We start from the raw sequence: 18,071 nt of genomic DNA on the forward strand, positions 1-18,071 counted from the left end.
TCTCCATAGAAAGGAGGTGATCCAGCCGCACCTTCCGATACGGCTACCTTGTTACGACTTCACCCCAATCATCTGTCCCACCTTAGGCGGCTGGCTCCATAAAGGTTACCCCACCGACTTCGGGTGTTACAAACTCTCGTGGTGTGACGGGCGGTGTGTACAAGGCCCGGGAACGTATTCACCGCGGCATGCTGATCCGCGATTACTAGCGATTCCAGCTTCATGTAGGCGAGTTGCAGCCTACAATCCGAACTGAGAACGGTTTTATGAGATTAGCTCCACCTCGCGGTCTTGCAGCTCTTTGTACCGTCCATTGTAGCACGTGTGTAGCCCAGGTCATAAGGGGCATGATGATTTGACGTCATCCCCACCTTCCTCCGGTTTGTCACCGGCAGTCACCTTAGAGTGCCCAACTTAATGATGGCAACTAAGATCAAGGGTTGCGCTCGTTGCGGGACTTAACCCAACATCTCACGACACGAGCTGACGACAACCATGCACCACCTGTCACTCTGCTCCCGAAGGAGAAGCTCTATCTCTAGAGTTTTCAGAGGATGTCAAGACCTGGTAAGGTTCTTCGCGTTGCTTCGAATTAAACCACATGCTCCACCGCTTGTGCGGGCCCCCGTCAATTCCTTTGAGTTTCAGCCTTGCGGCCGTACTCCCCAGGCGGAGTGCTTAATGCGTTAACTTCAGCACTAAAGGGCGGAAACCCTCTAACACTTAGCACTCATCGTTTACGGCGTGGACTACCAGGGTATCTAATCCTGTTTGCTCCCCACGCTTTCGCGCCTCAGTGTCAGTTACAGACCAGAAAGTCGCCTTCGCCACTGGTGTTCCTCCATATCTCTACGCATTTCACCGCTACACATGGAATTCCACTTTCCTCTTCTGCACTCAAGTCTCCCAGTTTCCAATGACCCTCCACGGTTGAGCCGTGGGCTTTCACATCAGACTTAAGAAACCACCTGCGCGCGCTTTACGCCCAATAATTCCGGATAACGCTTGCCACCTACGTATTACCGCGGCTGCTGGCACGTAGTTAGCCGTGGCTTTCTGGTTAGGTACCGTCAAGGTGCCAGCTTATTCAACTAGCACTTGTTCTTCCCTAACAACAGAGTTTTACGACCCGAAAGCCTTCATCACTCACGCGGCGTTGCTCCGTCAGACTTTCGTCCATTGCGGAAGATTCCCTACTGCTGCCTCCCGTAGGAGTCTGGGCCGTGTCTCAGTCCCAGTGTGGCCGATCACCCTCTCAGGTCGGCTACGCATCGTTGCCTTGGTGAGCCGTTACCTCACCAACTAGCTAATGCGACGCGGGTCCATCCATAAGTGACAGCCGAAGCCGCCTTTCAATTTCGAACCATGCAGTTCAAAATATTATCCGGTATTAGCCCCGGTTTCCCGGAGTTATCCCAGTCTTATGGGCAGGTTACCCACGTGTTACTCACCCGTCCGCCGCTAACTTCTTGAGAGCAAGCTCTCAATCCATTCGCTCGACTTGCATGTATTAGGCACGCCGCCAGCGTTCATCCTGAGCCAGGATCAAACTCTCCAATAAAGTTAGTTTGTCTAGCATCTAAAAATAAAAATTGACGTTCACGTTGTTTGTTTCGTTCAGTTTTCAAAGAACTACTTAGTCGCTCATTTGCGACTTCCTTATGTTAACATCTTCGTTTTTCGATGTCAACTGAGTTTTTTAATTTCTTTTTTGTCGTTTTCTGCGTTTCCGCATCAGCGACGGTTATTAATATATCATGTGAAAAAACTAAATGCAACACCTTTTGAAAACTTTTTTTAAACCAACTACATTTCTTTTTTTATATCATATACTTAAACGAAATATCTCTTTCATTTCTAAGTAATTCCTACATATATTCTATATAAGGTCACTCTGCCAAAAAGCATTTCTTTCTATATAAAGTGAAGGCTAATAATCGGGCAGTTATCTCCCACCTAACTTCCTCGCACTCGGCGAATTTTGAGGCGGGAGTCTTACTGCCCGTTAATTCGGGATAAACGTTTTATTCATATACCATATCATACAAGGAGGAATATACATGGACTACACCGACTTATTAATAAAACTAGGTCTCTCGGCCATTTTAGGATTCGCCATCGGTTTAGAGCGCGAATTAAAACGTAAACCACTCGGTTTAAAAACGTGTTTAGTTATTTCTATAATTAGTTGCCTCCTGACGATTGTTTCTATTAAAGCAGCTTACAACTTACCACATACCGATCATATGAATATGGATCCACTTCGACTTGCCGCTCAAATTGTATCAGGAATCGGTTTTTTAGGTGCTGGTGTAATTTTACGCAGAGGAAACGATAGTATTGCGGGATTAACGACCGCCGCTATGATTTGGGGTGCTTCTGGTATCGGCATCGCCGTTGGAGCTGGTTTCTATATCGAGGCTATTTTCGGAATGTGTTTCCTTATGATTAGTGTAGAACTTATCCCATTAACGATGAAATTCGTCGGTCCTAGATCATTTCGCCAACGTGATATCGCAGTGAAACTTGTTGTACGAAATATGGACAATATCCCGACCGTAATTGAAGAAATAAAAGAAATGGATATAAAAGTTAAGAACATGAAGCTCAAAACATTGGAAAATGGTTCGCACTATTTACATTTGAAATTGTCTATCGATCAAAAAAGACATACTGCTGATGTTTATTATGCTCTTCAGCATCTTGAAAGTGTTCAACAAACTGAAGTTGAAAGTATGTAACATAAAGAAAAACGTTACTACTCAGCTATACATTTCATTTAGAAGTTGGGTAAGGAGTATTACTCCAGCGAAAATATGCACCTTATTACCTATAGAAAGTTATTTTCATTTTTCAGCATATAGATTACTGCCATGGAGATAAAATGGACCTGCACCTCGCGACCTTTTTAAAACTTTGCACGTGGCAGGAACAGGCACTGCCCCCTCCTATACATAGCCAGTCCCTCTCGACCATTTAAAAAAATGATTTTCTGGCATTTTTTCATAGAGTGACTGAGTAGTTACAGAAAAACTCTCTTTTTAATTAGAGAGTTTTTCTTTTTTCTATAATGGTAACAATGAATGTAGTCCTGAAAAGTAAGGAGGAATAGGAACTTGAAATCCCGCCCGAATTTAGTAGATACATTTCGCGATTCCATTATTTTTCGTTTAATTTGTTTTATTATTGTACTTACTGCCTTCTCCGGCTTTCTTATACATATATTAGAGCCAGATCACTTCACCACATGGTTCGACGGGGTTTGGTGGTCAATCGTTACCATTTTTACCGTTGGATACGGCGATTTTGCCCCCCATACAACGATAGGAAAACTTATTGGTATCGGTATTATTCTATTAGGAACCGGATTTTGTTCTTATTATATGGTTCTGTTCGCTACTGAAATGATTAGTAAACAATATATGAAGATTAAAGGAGAAGAAGCTGCTACCTCTAATGGCCATATGATTATCGTTGGCTGGAATGAACGTGCAAAACATGTTGTAAAACAAATGCACACATTACAACCGAACCTTGATATCGTTTTAATTGATGAAACACTTTCTTTACTTCCAAAGCCATTTCATCATTTAGAATTTATAAAAGGTTGTCCGCATCACGATCAAACTTTATTAAAAGCTAACATTACAACAGCTCACACTATATTAATAACAGCGGATAAAGAGAAGAACGAAAGCTTAGCAGATACACAGTCCATTTTAAATATTTTAACTGCAAAAGGACTTAATCCAAACATTCACTGCATCGCTGAACTTCTTACTTCTGAACAAATCCAAAATGCAACGAGAGCTGGCGTATCAGAAATTATAGAAGGAAATAAATTAACGAGCTATGTATTTACCGCTTCTCTTTTATTCCCTTCCATTTCAGGTGTACTATTCTCACTTTACGATGAAATCTCTGATAACAAATTACAACTGATGGAAATTCCCCCATCCTGTACAGGACAATCCTTTGCAAATTGCAGCTACGCTCTTTTAAAACAAAACATCCTCTTATTGGGCATAAAGCGTGATGAACAATATATGATTAATCCAATTCATTCTTTTATTATCATTGAAAGTGACGTACTCATTGTTATTCGCCATTAAAAAAATGCTTTTCTAGTTCTTGTACTAACACTTTACCAATATTGACATACTTTCTTTTCACATCTCCATCTGGATCTTTCGGCTGGGCAAACTGATCTAAGCTCGTCCCGGCAGCTAACGTATTTACTTCATTATCTAGTTCGTCTTGATATACGTGCGAAAGAATATACGGCGTTTCAAGACGGACTATTACCTCAGGCACATCTAGTTCTCCATTCACCGCTGTAAATGGTACTCGTAAAAATTGATAGCCATCTTCTTCGTCGATTTTATAATCAAAACATCCTTTATCATAATCCCAATTTCCACCGATACTATATCCAAGTGGTTTCATAACCTCTTCTAACTTATATAACGCATATGTACGTCCTTCTAAATTTGATTGAATCGGAATCAAGCCCATCCCTCCTAGACTTTTCCTTTAGCATACCCATTCTAGTTTGAATATACCGATGTACTTTTCAGTTAAATAATAAAAAGCGATCGGAGACCCGATCGCTTTTTATTATTTTAAACGCTCTTCTAATTCTGCTTTTAGTTCTTCGAATCCTGGTTTTCCAAGTAGAGCGAACATGTTTTTCTTGTATGCTTCTACTCCTGGTTGGTCAAATGGATTTACGCCTAATAAGTAGCCGCTCATCGCACATGCTTTTTCGAAGAAGTATACAAGGTAACCGAATGTGTACTCATTTAATTCAGGGATGTTTACGATTAAGTTTGGTACTCCGCCATCGCTATGTGCAAGTAATGTACCTTCGTATGCTTTTGTGTTTACGAAGTCTACTGTTTCACCAGCAAGGTAGTTTAATCCATCTAAATCGTTGTCATCTAATTCGATTTTTAGTTCATGAGTAGATTTACCTACTTTAAGAACCGTTTCGAATAGATCACGGCGACCTTCTTGAATGTATTGACCTAATGAGTGTAAATCAGTTGAGAAGTTTGCTGAAGATGGGAAAATACCTTTTTGATCTTTTCCTTCACTTTCACCAAATAACTGTTTCCACCACTCTAAGAAGTATTGAAGTGCTGGCTCATAGTTAACAAGCATTTCAATTGTTTTCCCTTTATTGTAAAGAGCATTACGAACTACTGCATATTGGTAAGCTGGATTTTCTTCCAGTTCTGATTTCGCAAAGTCATCATGACCAGCAGCTGCACCTTTCATCATCTCTTCAATATTTAAACCACTTACTGCGATTGGTAATAAACCAACTGGTGTTAATACTGAGAAACGACCGCCAACATCATCTGGAATTACGAATGTTTCGTAACCTTCGTTATCAGCTAATGTTTTTAATGCACCACGTGCTTTATCTGTAGTCGCATAAATACGTTTGCGTGCTCCTTCTTTTCCATACTTTTCTTCTAATAATTTACGGAAAATACGGAATGCGATTGCAGGCTCTGTTGTTGTACCTGATTTGGAAATAACGTTAATAGAGAAGTCTTTACCTTCTAATACATCCATTAAATCTTTCATGTAAGTGGAGCTAATGTTTTGTCCAACAAATAGCACTTGTGGAGTTTTACGTTGTTCTTTAGAAAGCGTGTTGTAGAAAGAATGGTTTAACATTTCGATTGCTGCGCGTGCTCCTAAGTAAGAACCACCGATACCTACAACAAGTAAAATGTCAGAGTCATTTTTAATTTTTTCTGCGCATTTTTGAATGCGAGCAAATTCTTCTTTGTCATATTGAAGCGGAAGCTCTACCCACCCAAGGAAATCGTTCCCAGCTCCAGTTTTTTCGTGGATTGCATGATGTGTTACTTTTACTGCATCACGTAAATAAGTTAGTTCATTTTCACTGATGAAGGATAACGCTTTAGAATAGTCGAACGTTACATGTGTACTCATCTTTTTCCCTCCAATTATGTATATGTATTTCTGTATTCACTTTAGCGAAACTGAAGTTGTAAATCAAGCGATTCAACTAGTGTAAACGTAACCAATATATATTTTTTAGAAAAAGTTCATTTTTTGCATAAAAATTCGCATTTTTCGGTATAGATGTATATACATCGCTTTTCGTACATTTTTTATGTATAAAAACACCAAAACTACCCCATTATATAAAGGAGTTAACTTTTCTTATTAACTCTTCACTTGCTCATGCTTCACATTAAGGGGGGGCTTTTTCATGAGTACATTGCAACGTATCGCATTAGTCTTCACTGTAATCGGTGCTGTTAACTGGGGACTGATCGGGTTCTTCCAGTTTGACTTAGTAGCAGCTATTTTCGGTGGGCAAAACTCCGCTCTTGCACGTATTATTTACGGCATCGTTGGTATTTCTGGGCTTATCAATCTTAGTTTACTATTTAAACCATCCGAAAATCTTGGTACTCACCCAGAAACACATGAAATTCGATAGTCAGTATGTCTTTTTCGCCTCCGACATACGAATATGATTGCATGCAATCATATTTGCAAATATATATATCATAAGTCACAGTAAAAGAGGAACGCTCATATGCGTTCCTCTTTTACTTTATTACCTCCGATTCTTCAATCCATTCTGCTAGCTTTTCACGCAGCGTATTGAACCCTTTATCAGATGGATTCGGTATAAAAACCCTTCCTTGTTTTCTTCTCGCAGCTTTTAACGATAAACTCATTTTCCTGTGCTCTTCATCAATTGAAAGTACCTTTACTTCTACTGTATCTCCGACCTTCAAAAAGTCATGAATGTCTTTTACATACCCATTTGTAATTTCAGATATATGCACAAGTCCTTGTGTTTCTGCATCCAAAGCTACAAATGCACCGTAATCTTGAATTCCAGTTACTTTCCCTGTTACAACCACTCCCGTTGTATATTGTTCTGACATGTGAAACACTCCCATACGTTTACCATTTTCTCTACAATTGTAAATAGCAAAGCAGATGTATTTATTGTTAAATATCCGATTAGTGGTAAGTGTCCTAAGTAAACCCCCGAGGATACTCCCACCTTATATTAGTAAATTATACCACTATGATAGAACTCATTCAAAATTCACGAAAAAATTTCCTGTAATACGTATAATTCTCCAATATTAGGATAGAATACTAACACATGGCTTTCTAGTATTCCCCCCCTTTTATGGACAAAACGTATTATGTTTTGTCCTTTTTTTATTCTCTATGAACCGTTCCATTCTCTTCATTGCTTCCATAAGTTGCTCAAGCGATGTTGCATATGAACAACGAATAAATCCTTCACCACTCCCGCCAAACACATTTCCAGGAACAACAGCCACTTTTTCTTCTAGTAATAACTGTTCTGCAAATTCTGCTGAAGAGAGTCCAGTTGAAGCTATAGAAGGGAAGACATAAAATGCCCCGCCTGGCACATGACATGTTAAGCCCATTTCATTGAAAGATGTCGTCATAAAGTTACGACGTTTTTTATAGCTATCTCTCATTCGAATTACTTCATCATTTCCCCCGCGTAATGCTTCAAGCGCTGCAAATTGAGACATCGTCGGTGCACACATCATTGAATACTGGTGGATTTTGAGCATTAATTCTGAAAATTGCACAGGGGCTGCAATCATCCCAAGACGCCATCCCGTCATAGCAAACCCTTTTGAAAACCCTGAAATTAAAATCGTATGGTCACGCATATTTTTAATACTCGCGAAACTCGTATATGCTTCGTCGTACACGAGCTCTGCATAAATTTCATCAGATAACACGATTAAATTATACTTCTCAACAATAACTGCTAGCTTTTCTAATTCGGATTTATTTAACATTGCGCCTGTTGGGTTATTGGGAGAACAAAGTAATATTGCCTTTGTTTTCGTTGTAATAGCTGCTTCAATTCGATCTGGCTGTACTTTAAATTCATCTTCTAATGAAGTCGCTACTGGAACTGGGACCCCGCCCGCTAACGTAACAAGTGGTGCATACGAAACGAAACTTGGTTCAATAATAAGTATTTCATCATCAGGGTTTACAATAGCGCGCATCGCTACATCTAGCGCTTGACTCGCCCCAACTGTAACAATGATTTCATCATTCGGATCATAAGATACTCCAAATTGTTTTTTTAGATACTTTGCTATTTCTTGACGGAGCTCCAATAATCCTGCATTTGCTGTATATGACGTATATCCTTGTTCTAAAGAACGAATACATGCTTGCCTTACATTCCAAGGTGTAACAAAGTCCGGCTCCCCCACTCCAAGTGAAATAACACCTTTCATACTTGCCGCTAAATCAAAAAACTTTCGTATACCGGACGGTTGTAAAGATTCTGCTACTCTAGATAGGTCGAATTGCTTCACGGTGTCACCACAATTCTCTTATCATCATCTGTCTTTTCATAAATAATCCCCTCATGTTTATACTTCTTCAAAATAAAATGAGTTGTCGTTGAAACGACAGATTCAATTGTTGCTAATTTCTCAGAAACAAACATTGCTACTTCTCCCATCGTCTTCCCTTCTAATGTAATAGAAAGGTCATATGTCCCAGACATTAAATAAACGGATTTCACTTCTGAATAGCGATAAATTTGTTCGGCTACCGCATCAAAACCGACACCACGCTTCGGTGTAACTTTCACATCAATCATCGCAGTTAAACCAGTATGTTCTTTCACTTTTGTCCAATCGATATGTGTTACATAGTCCACAATAATCTTTTCACTTTCTAATTTCACAACCATTTTTTTCGCTTCTTCTACTGCTATATTTAACAACTTCGCTAATGTATCTACAGATAAACGACTATTCTTTTCAAGACAAGCTAATAATTCTAATTCTTTCTCTGTCACCATATAAATCATCCTTCCTTTTAGTTTGTGTCTAAATTATACAAATACTCTTTCCAGTTTGAAAAGAAGATTTTTTTTGAGAATTATGTCAAAATAAAGTGAAACTTTAATCAGTGGAATGCTTTATCCCACTGATTATTAGCCCACACCAATCGGGCATTTACGGACAGTTGCTTTCCAACTTATATTCTTTGCCTTAGCTGTTCTTCAAGGCGGAAAGCTTACTGCCCGCAAATAGCGGGGTAAAGTGAAACTTTAATCAGTGGGAGGGTTCATACCCGCTGATTATTAACCCGCACCAATCGGGCCTTTACGGGCATCCCGGACTCCCACCTAACCTCTTTGTGTCAGCCGTTTTGGGAGCCGGGAGTCTTACTGCCCGCAAATAGCGGGGTAAAGTGAAACTTTAATCAGCGGGAGCTTCATACCCGCTGATTATTAGCACACACCAATCCAGGTAAAGAGGAAAGGGGATGGAACCGTGAAACCAAAAGTATATATTGCCGAACCAGTTCCAACATTTGTAGAAAACTATTTATCAGAACACTGTGATTTTGAAAAATGGGATCAAAACGAAAAAGTACCTCGTGATGTTCTATTAGAAAAAATAAAAGATAAAGATGGGTTATTAAATTTCGGATCTACTATAAATGAAGAGTTATTGCAGGTTGCTCCTAATTTAAAAGTAGTAAGTAATATTTCTGTTGGCCATGATAACTTTGATTTAAAAGCGATGGAAAAACAAAATGTTATCGGAACGAATACGCCATATGTGTTAGATGATACAGTAGCCGATCTCGTTTTCGCTCTTATGCTATCTGCTAGTCGCCGTGTTTGCGAACTCAATTCCTATGTAAAAAATGGTGAATGGAACGCTGAAATTGGAAAAGAACACTTCGGACTAGATGTACATCATAGTACGATTGGTATTATCGGAATGGGACGAATTGGAGAAGCTGTCGCAAAACGAGCGAAATTCGGCTTTGATATGAATGTCCTTTACTATAACCGTCGCCGTAAAGAAGAAGCTGAGCAAAAATTTGATGCTACATATTGTGATTTACAAACTCTAATCAAACAATCTGATTTTATTATTCTTCTTACTCCATTAACAGATGAAACGTATCATCTTATCGGTGAAAAGGAATTTTCACTAATGAAAGAAACAGCAATTTTCATTAATGCTTCTCGCGGGAAAACAGTAGATGAAACTGCATTAATTCATGCGTTAACAGAAAAGAAAATATTTGCAGCCGGCATCGACACATTTACACAAGAGCCGATTCAAAAAGAGAATCCGCTCTTATCATTACAAAATGTTATAACTTTACCGCACATCGGATCTGCAACATTAAAAACTCGTCAGCAAATGGCTATGACAGCCGCTGAAAATTTAGTGGCAGGATTACAAGGAAAAACACCACCTAATATTGTGCGTGGATAATTATAAAGTGAAACTTTAATCAGTGGGGGTTTTGTCCATCCCCCACTGATTATTAGCCCTCACCAACCGGGCTTTTACGGGCAGTAAGACTCCCACAAATAGCGGGATAAATACGCGAAAGGCAAGATGACATCGTCATCTTGCCTTTTTTTGTTAACATATTTTTTTCTTGCCTGGAGATGATATGAACAAAAATCAATGGAGTGAAAAAAAATGAACCATGAATGCAAATGCCCTTACTTCACTTTTTCCACTCGCGGGACTACTATTCATTACGAATTGTATGAACATAATACTAAAAAAGAGCGACCTACTTTCGTACTCGTTCACGGCTTCCTCTCTTCCTCATTTAGCTATCGACGACTCATTCCTTTACTAACAAAGGAAGGTACAGTAATTGCCCTTGATTTACCACCATTCGGAAAAAGTGATAAATCTCATCTCTTTAAATATTCTTATCACAATTTAGCAGCTATTATTATCGATTTAATCGAACATTTATCTCTCTCGAATATTGTATTAGTTGGTCATTCTATGGGCGGACAAATTTCACTCTTTGTAAACCGCCTGCGCCCTGAATTAATTTCAAAGACAATTTTACTATGTAGCTCTAGTTATTTAGCACGCGCAAACTTCCCTTTACTGTACTCCTCTTATTTACCGTTCTTCCACTTATACGTGAAGAACTGGATTATTCGAAGAGGCATCGTTCATAACTTAATGAATGTCGTTCATGACCATTCATTAATTGACAATGAAATGATGGAAGGCTATGCTGCTCCTTTTTATGATGATCGTATATTCCCTGCTTTAACTCGAATGATAAGAGACCGTGAAGGCGACTTATCTTCAATTGAATTACAAAAAATCGAAACCCCAGTATTACTCATTTGGGGTGAAAAAGATCGCGTCGTCCCTGTACATGTAGGACATCGTCTCCATAAGGACCTACCTAATTCAACTTTCATTTCTTACGAAAATACAGGGCACTTACTCCCTGAAGAAAAGCCCGATCATGTTTATGAAGAAATTATTGCGTTTGCGACGCAATAAAGTGAAGCTTTAGTCCGTCCGCACAAACGAAAATAAACAAAAAGGCTGTCGTAAATTCCGACAGCCTATAATGAACAACTTCCACCTTCTTTTAGTACGAGTAACTCTACTGCTAATTTTTCGCATTTTTCAAGTGCAGGTACTTCTTCAAAAGACATAAAGTATATATGTTGAATTTTCTTTGCGATGTATTTCGGATCATCAAACACACTTACGACGTTTACAACATCGCTCGCTTCTGTTTCATAAAACTCCGGTCCCATTTGAAACGGATCCCAATTTTTCACAACCTCAATCATTTTGTCATATGCACCCATCTACTTCCCGCCTTTTCACGTTTTAATGCTTTTCTTTATCGTATCATATCAGCTATTCTATAAGAAGAGTTAGAATTTTCACAATTTAACAGTTTGACAGAAGAAAGGAGCAAACATATGCAACTATTTCATAAAACGGTAAATCGTCGCGGAACACATAGTACAAAATGGGATACATATAAAAATGAAGAGCTCATCCACGCTTGGATTGCCGATATGGACTTTGAAGTACCAAAACCAATTCAAACTGCATTACAAAAACGCATAGAACACCCTATTTTCGGCTATACACTTCCTCCTGAAAATATTGGGGATATCATTTGTAATTGGACGAAAAGCCAATACAATTGGGAAATACAAAAAGAATGGATTGTATTTAGCGCAGGTATCGTTCCAGCTCTTAGTACGAGCATACAAGCTATAACGAAAGAAGAAGATGCCGTACTCGTACAACCTCCTATTTATCCACCATTTTTTGAAATGGTCAAAACAAATAATAGACAATTATGTGAGAGTCCCTTGTTTAAACAGAATGGCATATATAAAATAGACTTCGAGCATCTAGAAACTCAATTTAAACAAGGTGTAAAACTAATGCTTCTTTGCAGCCCTCACAATCCTATCGGACGCGTTTGGACGAAAGAGGAGCTAATAAAACTCGGTGCGTTATGTACGCAATATAATGTAACCGTTGTCGCGGATGAAATTCACGCCGATATTATTTATAGAGGCCATACTCATACACCGTTTGCTTCTTTATCTGAAGAATTAGCAGCACGCACTATTACTTGTATGGCTCCGAGCAAAACATTTAATATCGCTGGATTACAAGCATCAACCATTATTATTCCGAATGAAAATCTCCGTAATGCCTTTATGTCTATCCAACATAGACAAGGATTCCACGGATTAAATACATTTGCTTATACAGCAATGCAAAGTGCCTATACAGAATGTAATGATTGGCTAAATGAAATTCGATTGTACGTTGAAGATAACGCTCAATTTGCTTGTGAGTATATTCAAAATCACATACCAGCTCTTTCTATAATTAAACCAGAAGGAAGTTTTTTACTGTGGATTGATTGTTCCCACTTGGACCTTTCTCAAAATAAACGAACAGCCTTGCTTGAAGAGAAAGGTAAAATCATCGTTGATCCTGGTGAGAAATACGGAACAGGTGGAGAAGCCCATATAAGAATTAACATTGGCTGTCCTAGATCTGTTTTAGAAGAAATTTTAAACAGACTGCGTCATACATTCTCCTAACAACAAAAGAGGCTGTTCCAAAATCATTTTGGGGCAGCCTCCTTTTTTCGGTAAATCGATATAATTCCACTTACTATCATGTGGTTTCTCAACAAAATCTCTCATTCACGGTACATTCTATTTTTTCTTCATGTCCGACGCTTTTTTTACGATAACACCGCAAGCAATTCGATCACCAGATTTTCCTGTTGGTTGTGTCATACCATCATCAGGGTTTTCTGTAATTATAATAGACGCTCCATCTTTTCTATGAATCGTCGTTTTTCCCTCTTCAAGCGTTATATGCGGCGCATCGATTTCCGCTTTAATCTTTCCAGAACCGTCTGCAATTACGTTCGGTAAATCACCATTTTCTGCACCCTTCGGATTGAGGCGTCCGTGCTTTTTATTGTCTGGATTAAAATGATTCCCAGATGATTCAAAACGAGGTGCTTTACACTCTCCAATTTCGTGTACATGTATTCCATGCGGGCCTGGTGTAAATCCTTCCGCTTTAATCTTAATCTTCACTCCACTTGTTTGCTGAACTACTTTTGCAGTCCCAACTTCATCACCTGAAGCATTATGTAATTTCACGTCAATTTCTTTCGGCTTTCCTTGGTCACAACCCGCCATTAGAAATAATAAACAACAACTGAAAAAAAGCCGTCTTTTCATTCAATTCCCTCCAAAATACTTTCTGCCCTTAGATTGTCCGAGCATAGAGGGAAACATGCAAAAATGAATTACTGTTTCTTTTCAGCTAAAAGCTTTTCTTCTACTTTCTGTAATCGCTCTGCTTCTCGTTTTGATACACGAATAAACATACGCCACGTAGCAACCGCACCGATGATAAATAGAACGCAAACAATACCTGGAATAATATACTCCGTTTTATCTTCAGGAAAATATAAAGGCATCATATAGAACACTCCTTATCAGGGAATTTATGAAAATAAGCAACATCAGAATTTTCTGTTATATTATTTTAAATTATAGTTGAAGCCTGTCATATTCTCAAGGACATTCAAAAATCAACTAATTTCTTTGACTCCTTCTTATACTTTCCTTACTATAAACTTGAGGTGAAAAATATGAGAGAAACATTTGAAATTGGTGAAATCGTTACTGGTATTTATAAAACTGGAAAATACATCGGCGAAATTACAAATAGCCGTCCTGGCAGTTACATCGTAAAAGTATTAGCTGTTTTAAAACATCCGGTGCAAGGTGATTTACATAATGTAAAACAGGCTGACGTACCATTCTTCCATGAAAGACGCGCTTTAGCTTTTCGTGAACAGACGAACATTCCAGAGCAAATGGTGAAGAAATATGAAGGAGAAGTTCCGGATTATACAGAGTCACTAAAATTAGCATTAGAAACTCAAATGAATTCATTTTCTGAAGACGATTCACCTTTTGCGGGGCGTAGTCTAGAAACACTTCAGCAATTGAAGAAAGATTACAAACTTTAAAAAAACAAAACGACCAAATTACATGTTTTGCAATTTGGTCGTTACTGTGTACTCACATTCTTTAACACTTTCGAAAAATCAACAAGTTCTCCTAATGTCGGAGGTGCTGGTTTGACTAAATACTCTTTATCTTTTTCTACTAACTTAAAAATATTATATGTCGTCATCGCATCATCAAGCGCACAATGATGCTTTCCTGTTCCTGCTTTTCCATAAGCCTCAATTGCTTTCCACAGCCCTGTTTGATTTCTCTCTCCAAAAAACTTCTTATACTCAAGCGATAAATCACGACACTGTCCAAAGAATGGAAATTCTACTCCCGCCATTTCGCAATTTTGCTTTAAGACTTTCATATCCATATTTCCCCACGTTACAATTGTCGGTTTACACCTCTTTTCATATTCTGCAAGTTTCTCAACAAGTTCATGAAAAGAAATTCCTTTGTCCACTACTTCCTGTTTAATTCCTAAAAATTTTTTACATCGATCCGTTAAAGACGGAAATGTTTTCGGTCTAACATGCGATGAATACGTATCTTCCACCTTACAACCAACAACTGAAACGAGTCCGACCTCAATAATTTCTGGGAAAAAACCTTTTGGCTTTTTTCTATGCTGGGGCATCGTAAACTCAAAGTCTAAAAACAAAAATCGTTGTTCATCCATACGATCCCTTCCTTATCATCTTTGTCATTCCTTTCTATTTGACACTCCTACACGAACAAGCTCGAATGCTGATTCGATTTTAAATATTCAGATTGGATGTATCTTATATATATGTCAGATGCCCACAAATATTTTTAAAAATAAGAAAAAATGACCTATGCAGAAAATATGACAAAATAAACCCTTTCATTTACATCCGCCATTTTTCTACTTTATAATGACTTTATGTGTGTTTCATCTAGTTAATTTTTTGACACACTAAGAAAAGTGAACGAAAGGAGATGAGAGTTTTGCACGAAACAACGCAAGAGCTCGCAAACTGGCAGTATTATTTCGCTATCGCAGTCTTTTTAATTACATATGCCATTATTATTTCTGAGAAAATTAACCGCGCTGTCATCGCACTTCTTGGTGCAGCACTCATGGTAATTGTGGGTGTCGTTGACTTACACAACGCCTTTACGAAACATATTGAATGGGGAACAATTACATTACTCATCGGTATGATGATACTGGTAAACATTACAAGTAAGTCAGGTGTCTTCCAATACGTTGCCATTAAAGCCGCAAAAGGAGCACAAGGAAATCCAATTAAAATTTTAATTTCACTTTCCTTACTTACCGCGCTTGGCTCCGCATTTTTAGATAACGTTACAACCGTACTTCTTGTTGTTCCAGTTACTTTATCTATTACGCGCATCTTGCAAGTAAATCCTGTTCCATATTTACTTTCTGAAATTATTTTTTCAAACATCGGAGGAACAGCAACATTAATTGGTGATCCACCAAACATTATGATTGGTTCTGCAAATAAGCATTTAGATTTCAATGCTTTCTTATTCAACTTAGCACCTATCGTAATCATCATTATTGCTGTTACAGCAACAATGCTTTACTTCATGTACCGTAAGCAATTAATTGCTGATCCTGTACAAATTAAAAAGTTAATGAGCTTAGATGAAAAACAATACATTAAAGACCCAGTATTAATGAAGAAATCTTTAACAGTACTTGGCCTTACTATTGTAGGTTTCATGACTCATTCCATTTTCCATGTTGATGCAGCTATTATCGCCTTGACTGGTGCTACTGTACTTATGCTAATCGGTGTGAAAGAACATGAAATTGAAGAAGTATTCGCAAGTGTAGAGTGGGTGACAATTTTCTTCTTCGCGGGACTATTCGTACTCGTTGGAGGACTTATCGATATCGGTCTTATCAAAATGTTAGCTCAAAAGGTAGTCGGAATAACAGGCGGAGATATTTCTCATGCATCTATCCTTATTCTATGGGTATCTGGTATCGCCTCTGCAACAATCGATAACATTCCATTCGTTGCAACAATGATCCCACTTATTAACGATATGGCAGTTGGGCTAGGTTTATCACCTTCTGACGCACAAATTGACGTACTATGGTGGGCATTAGCATTAGGTGCTTGTCTAGGTGGAAACGGGACATTAATCGGGGCTTCTGCTAACGTAATCGTAGCTGGTATCGCTAGCCGTGAAGGACATAAATTTAGCTACATGGAATTCCTAAAAGTCGGATTCCCAATTATGATCGTTTCATTAATCATTTCTCACATTTATATTTACTTACGCTACCTTATGTAGTAGAAAAGGCGCCCTGTTAAGCAGGGCGCCTTTTTATGTCTCATTCAGTACCGGTTTTTGGAAAAGTTACTCATTATACCTCATCGGCTCATTTCGAATAATGAATAAATGAATCGGCAAGAAAACCGAAAATGTGATTACATGAATAATCGTAAATAATATCGCATTCGTTCCATATCTGTCCAAAATAGCGTAAATGAGATAAATAGACAGCACAATCGACACAGCCGCTGCTAGCAGACTTATAATTGGTACATAATTAAAAATAAGGCATGCGACATATATACCGAATACTTTCCACCCTGCTTCTTCTTTCAAGAAATCTGGTAATTTATCTTTCGCTAAATCGCCCCATATCTTACTATTGATAAACGGAATAAAAGCAAGAACACCATCAGTTGCACCATCATTTTTCGCCATCGTATAAAGTGCAAAAGCCGTTAACAAATACGAAATAATTGCCCAAATTATTATAACAAGAATAAACGCAAAACTAAGAGCAAAGAAACCTGCTAGTACGCCTTGATCTTCCATCTTATCCTCTCCTCTCTCTTCTCAACATATTTCATTACAGTGCAAGTTATGTTTTAAAATTCAACCAAACTCTTTGTATAATAATATGAGAAAGATAATAAGAGAGGAGAAAGACTTATGCATCCATTTGTAAAAGCATTACAAGAGCATTTCACAGCTCATCAAAATCCTGAAAAAGCAGAACCGATGGCACGTTATATGAAAAATCACTTCCCGTTTCTCGGTATTCAAACTCCCGAGAGAAGACAATTATTAAAAGACGTCATTCAAATACATACTCTCCCAGATAAAAAGGACTTCCAAATTATCATACGTGAGCTTTGGGATTTACCAGAACGTGAATTTCAGGCAGCTGCACTTGATATTATGCAAAAATATAAAAAGCATATTAACGAAACTCATATCCCCTTCTTAGAAGAACTGATTGTAACAAAGTCTTGGTGGGATTCTGTTGATAGCATCGTTCCTACATTTTTAGGTGGTATCTTTTTAAAACATCCAGAATTAATTTCTGCATATATTCCAAAGTGGATTGCATCAGAAAACATATGGCTACAACGTGCCGCTATTTTATTCCAACTGAAATATAAACAAAAGATGGACGAAGAACTCCTTTTCTGGATTATCGGACAACTACATTCCTCAAAAGAATTTTTCATTCAAAAAGCGATTGGCTGGGTCCTTCGTGAATACGCAAAAACAAAGCCAGATGTAGTTTGGGAATACGTTCAAAACAACGAACTCGCTCCATTAAGTAAACGCGAAGCAATTAAGCACATTAAGCAAAATTACGGAATAAATAATGAAAAACTAGGCGAGACTCTATCATAGATAGGCA

General features: G+C 38.2%; 19 protein-coding genes and 1 rRNA gene. 9 read left to right on the forward strand and 11 right to left on the reverse strand.

What is annotated here, in order from left to right; translation table 11 throughout:
• Positions 1–9: 9 nt before the first annotated feature.
• Positions 10–1,561 (reverse strand): 16S ribosomal RNA (locus KPL75_RS11155).
• Between the two features lie 499 nt (positions 1,562–2,060).
• Between KPL75_RS11155 and KPL75_RS11160 the strand changes: the two genes are divergently transcribed.
• The gene (locus KPL75_RS11160) at positions 2,061–2,741 is read left to right on the forward strand and encodes an MgtC/SapB family protein (protein ID WP_000386680.1); all 681 of its coding nucleotides are present in this window, start codon (positions 2,061–2,063) and stop codon (positions 2,739–2,741) included.
• 375 nt (positions 2,742–3,116) lie between these two features.
• A complete protein-coding gene (locus KPL75_RS11165; protein ID WP_219920696.1) occupies positions 3,117–4,112 on the forward strand; it encodes an ion channel in 996 nt (331 codons plus the stop codon).
• On the opposite strand, the gene KPL75_RS11170 is transcribed toward KPL75_RS11165, so the two are convergent.
• Both KPL75_RS11170 and KPL75_RS11175 read right to left on the reverse strand, forming a co-directional pair.
• On the reverse strand, positions 4,099–4,509 hold the full coding sequence (locus tag KPL75_RS11170) for a YugN-like family protein (protein ID WP_219920697.1): 411 nt from the start codon (positions 4,507–4,509) through the stop codon (positions 4,099–4,101). The two genes, KPL75_RS11165 and KPL75_RS11170, sit on opposite strands and share 14 nt — an antisense overlap.
• A gap of 108 nt (positions 4,510–4,617) precedes the next feature.
• Positions 4,618–5,970, reverse strand: a complete 1,353-nt coding sequence (locus tag KPL75_RS11175) for a glucose-6-phosphate isomerase (RefSeq protein WP_219920698.1) — start codon at positions 5,968–5,970, stop codon at positions 4,618–4,620.
• A gap of 283 nt (positions 5,971–6,253) precedes the next feature.
• Between KPL75_RS11175 and KPL75_RS11180 the strand changes: the two genes are divergently transcribed.
• The gene (locus KPL75_RS11180) at positions 6,254–6,487 is read left to right on the forward strand and encodes a DUF378 domain-containing protein (protein WP_219920699.1); all 234 of its coding nucleotides are present in this window, start codon (positions 6,254–6,256) and stop codon (positions 6,485–6,487) included.
• A gap of 112 nt (positions 6,488–6,599) precedes the next feature.
• Here the strand turns inward: KPL75_RS11180 and yugI are convergent, their stop codons facing one another.
• From yugI to KPL75_RS11195, 3 genes are all read right to left on the reverse strand, one after another.
• Positions 6,600–6,944, reverse strand: coding sequence for a S1 domain-containing post-transcriptional regulator GSP13 (yugI, locus tag KPL75_RS11185; RefSeq protein ID WP_219920700.1), 345 nt, complete (start codon positions 6,942–6,944; stop codon positions 6,600–6,602).
• A gap of 252 nt (positions 6,945–7,196) precedes the next feature.
• Positions 7,197–8,387 (reverse strand): aminotransferase, encoded by a 1,191-nt coding sequence (locus KPL75_RS11190; RefSeq protein ID WP_219920701.1) that lies wholly within the window; start codon positions 8,385–8,387, stop codon positions 7,197–7,199.
• The gene (locus KPL75_RS11195; RefSeq protein ID WP_219920702.1) at positions 8,384–8,881 is read right to left on the reverse strand and encodes an Lrp/AsnC family transcriptional regulator; all 498 of its coding nucleotides are present in this window, start codon (positions 8,879–8,881) and stop codon (positions 8,384–8,386) included. Before KPL75_RS11195 ends, KPL75_RS11190 begins: the two co-directional genes overlap by 4 nt.
• Before the next feature lie 448 nt (positions 8,882–9,329).
• Here KPL75_RS11195 and KPL75_RS11200 point away from each other — a divergent pair, with 448 nt between their 5' ends.
• Positions 9,330–10,322, forward strand: coding sequence for a 2-hydroxyacid dehydrogenase (locus tag KPL75_RS11200; RefSeq protein ID WP_219921097.1), 993 nt, complete (start codon positions 9,330–9,332; stop codon positions 10,320–10,322).
• A 213-nt stretch (positions 10,323–10,535) separates the two neighbouring features.
• Complete coding sequence (locus KPL75_RS11205; RefSeq protein WP_219920703.1) at positions 10,536–11,375, forward strand: alpha/beta fold hydrolase; 840 nt, start codon at positions 10,536–10,538, stop codon at positions 11,373–11,375.
• Between the two features lie 65 nt (positions 11,376–11,440).
• On the opposite strand, the gene KPL75_RS11210 is transcribed toward KPL75_RS11205, so the two are convergent.
• Complete coding sequence (locus tag KPL75_RS11210; RefSeq protein WP_002015854.1) at positions 11,441–11,692, reverse strand: YugE family protein; 252 nt, start codon at positions 11,690–11,692, stop codon at positions 11,441–11,443.
• 117 nt (positions 11,693–11,809) lie between these two features.
• Between KPL75_RS11210 and KPL75_RS11215 the strand changes: the two genes are divergently transcribed.
• Positions 11,810–12,961 carry a MalY/PatB family protein gene (locus KPL75_RS11215; protein WP_219920704.1) on the forward strand — a complete coding sequence of 384 codons (1,152 nt, stop codon included), beginning with the start codon at positions 11,810–11,812 and terminating at the stop codon, positions 12,959–12,961.
• Between the two features lie 117 nt (positions 12,962–13,078).
• Here KPL75_RS11215 and sodC read toward each other — a convergent pair whose 3' ends face one another.
• Both sodC and KPL75_RS11225 read right to left on the reverse strand, forming a co-directional pair.
• Positions 13,079–13,618, reverse strand: coding sequence for a superoxide dismutase [Cu-Zn] (sodC, locus tag KPL75_RS11220; protein WP_016096632.1), 540 nt, complete (start codon positions 13,616–13,618; stop codon positions 13,079–13,081).
• A 68-nt stretch (positions 13,619–13,686) separates the two neighbouring features.
• Positions 13,687–13,863 carry a hypothetical protein gene (locus KPL75_RS11225; RefSeq protein ID WP_000982763.1) on the reverse strand — a complete coding sequence of 59 codons (177 nt, stop codon included), beginning with the start codon at positions 13,861–13,863 and terminating at the stop codon, positions 13,687–13,689.
• Between the two features lie 171 nt (positions 13,864–14,034).
• Here KPL75_RS11225 and KPL75_RS11230 point away from each other — a divergent pair, with 171 nt between their 5' ends.
• On the forward strand, positions 14,035–14,418 hold the full coding sequence (locus tag KPL75_RS11230; RefSeq protein WP_219920705.1) for a kinase-associated lipoprotein KapB: 384 nt from the start codon (positions 14,035–14,037) through the stop codon (positions 14,416–14,418).
• A 41-nt stretch (positions 14,419–14,459) separates the two neighbouring features.
• On the opposite strand, the gene kapD is transcribed toward KPL75_RS11230, so the two are convergent.
• On the reverse strand, positions 14,460–15,083 hold the full coding sequence (gene kapD, locus KPL75_RS11235; RefSeq protein WP_219920706.1) for a 3'-5' exonuclease KapD: 624 nt from the start codon (positions 15,081–15,083) through the stop codon (positions 14,460–14,462).
• A 290-nt stretch (positions 15,084–15,373) separates the two neighbouring features.
• Here kapD and KPL75_RS11240 point away from each other — a divergent pair, with 290 nt between their 5' ends.
• Positions 15,374–16,699, forward strand: a complete 1,326-nt coding sequence (locus KPL75_RS11240) for an ArsB/NhaD family transporter (protein ID WP_219920707.1) — start codon at positions 15,374–15,376, stop codon at positions 16,697–16,699.
• A 66-nt stretch (positions 16,700–16,765) separates the two neighbouring features.
• On the opposite strand, the gene KPL75_RS11245 is transcribed toward KPL75_RS11240, so the two are convergent.
• The gene (locus tag KPL75_RS11245; RefSeq protein ID WP_219920708.1) at positions 16,766–17,233 is read right to left on the reverse strand and encodes a hypothetical protein; all 468 of its coding nucleotides are present in this window, start codon (positions 17,231–17,233) and stop codon (positions 16,766–16,768) included.
• A gap of 117 nt (positions 17,234–17,350) precedes the next feature.
• Here KPL75_RS11245 and KPL75_RS11250 point away from each other — a divergent pair, with 117 nt between their 5' ends.
• Positions 17,351–18,064: a DNA alkylation repair protein gene (locus KPL75_RS11250; protein ID WP_070145317.1), complete on the forward strand. Its 714-nt coding sequence runs from the start codon at positions 17,351–17,353 to the stop codon at positions 18,062–18,064.
• Positions 18,065–18,071 lie beyond the last annotated feature (7 nt).

The sequence above is a fragment of the Bacillus sp. NP247 genome, from assembly GCF_018966865.1.
In the GTDB taxonomy this organism is placed as follows: domain Bacteria; phylum Bacillota; class Bacilli; order Bacillales; family Bacillaceae_G; genus Bacillus_A.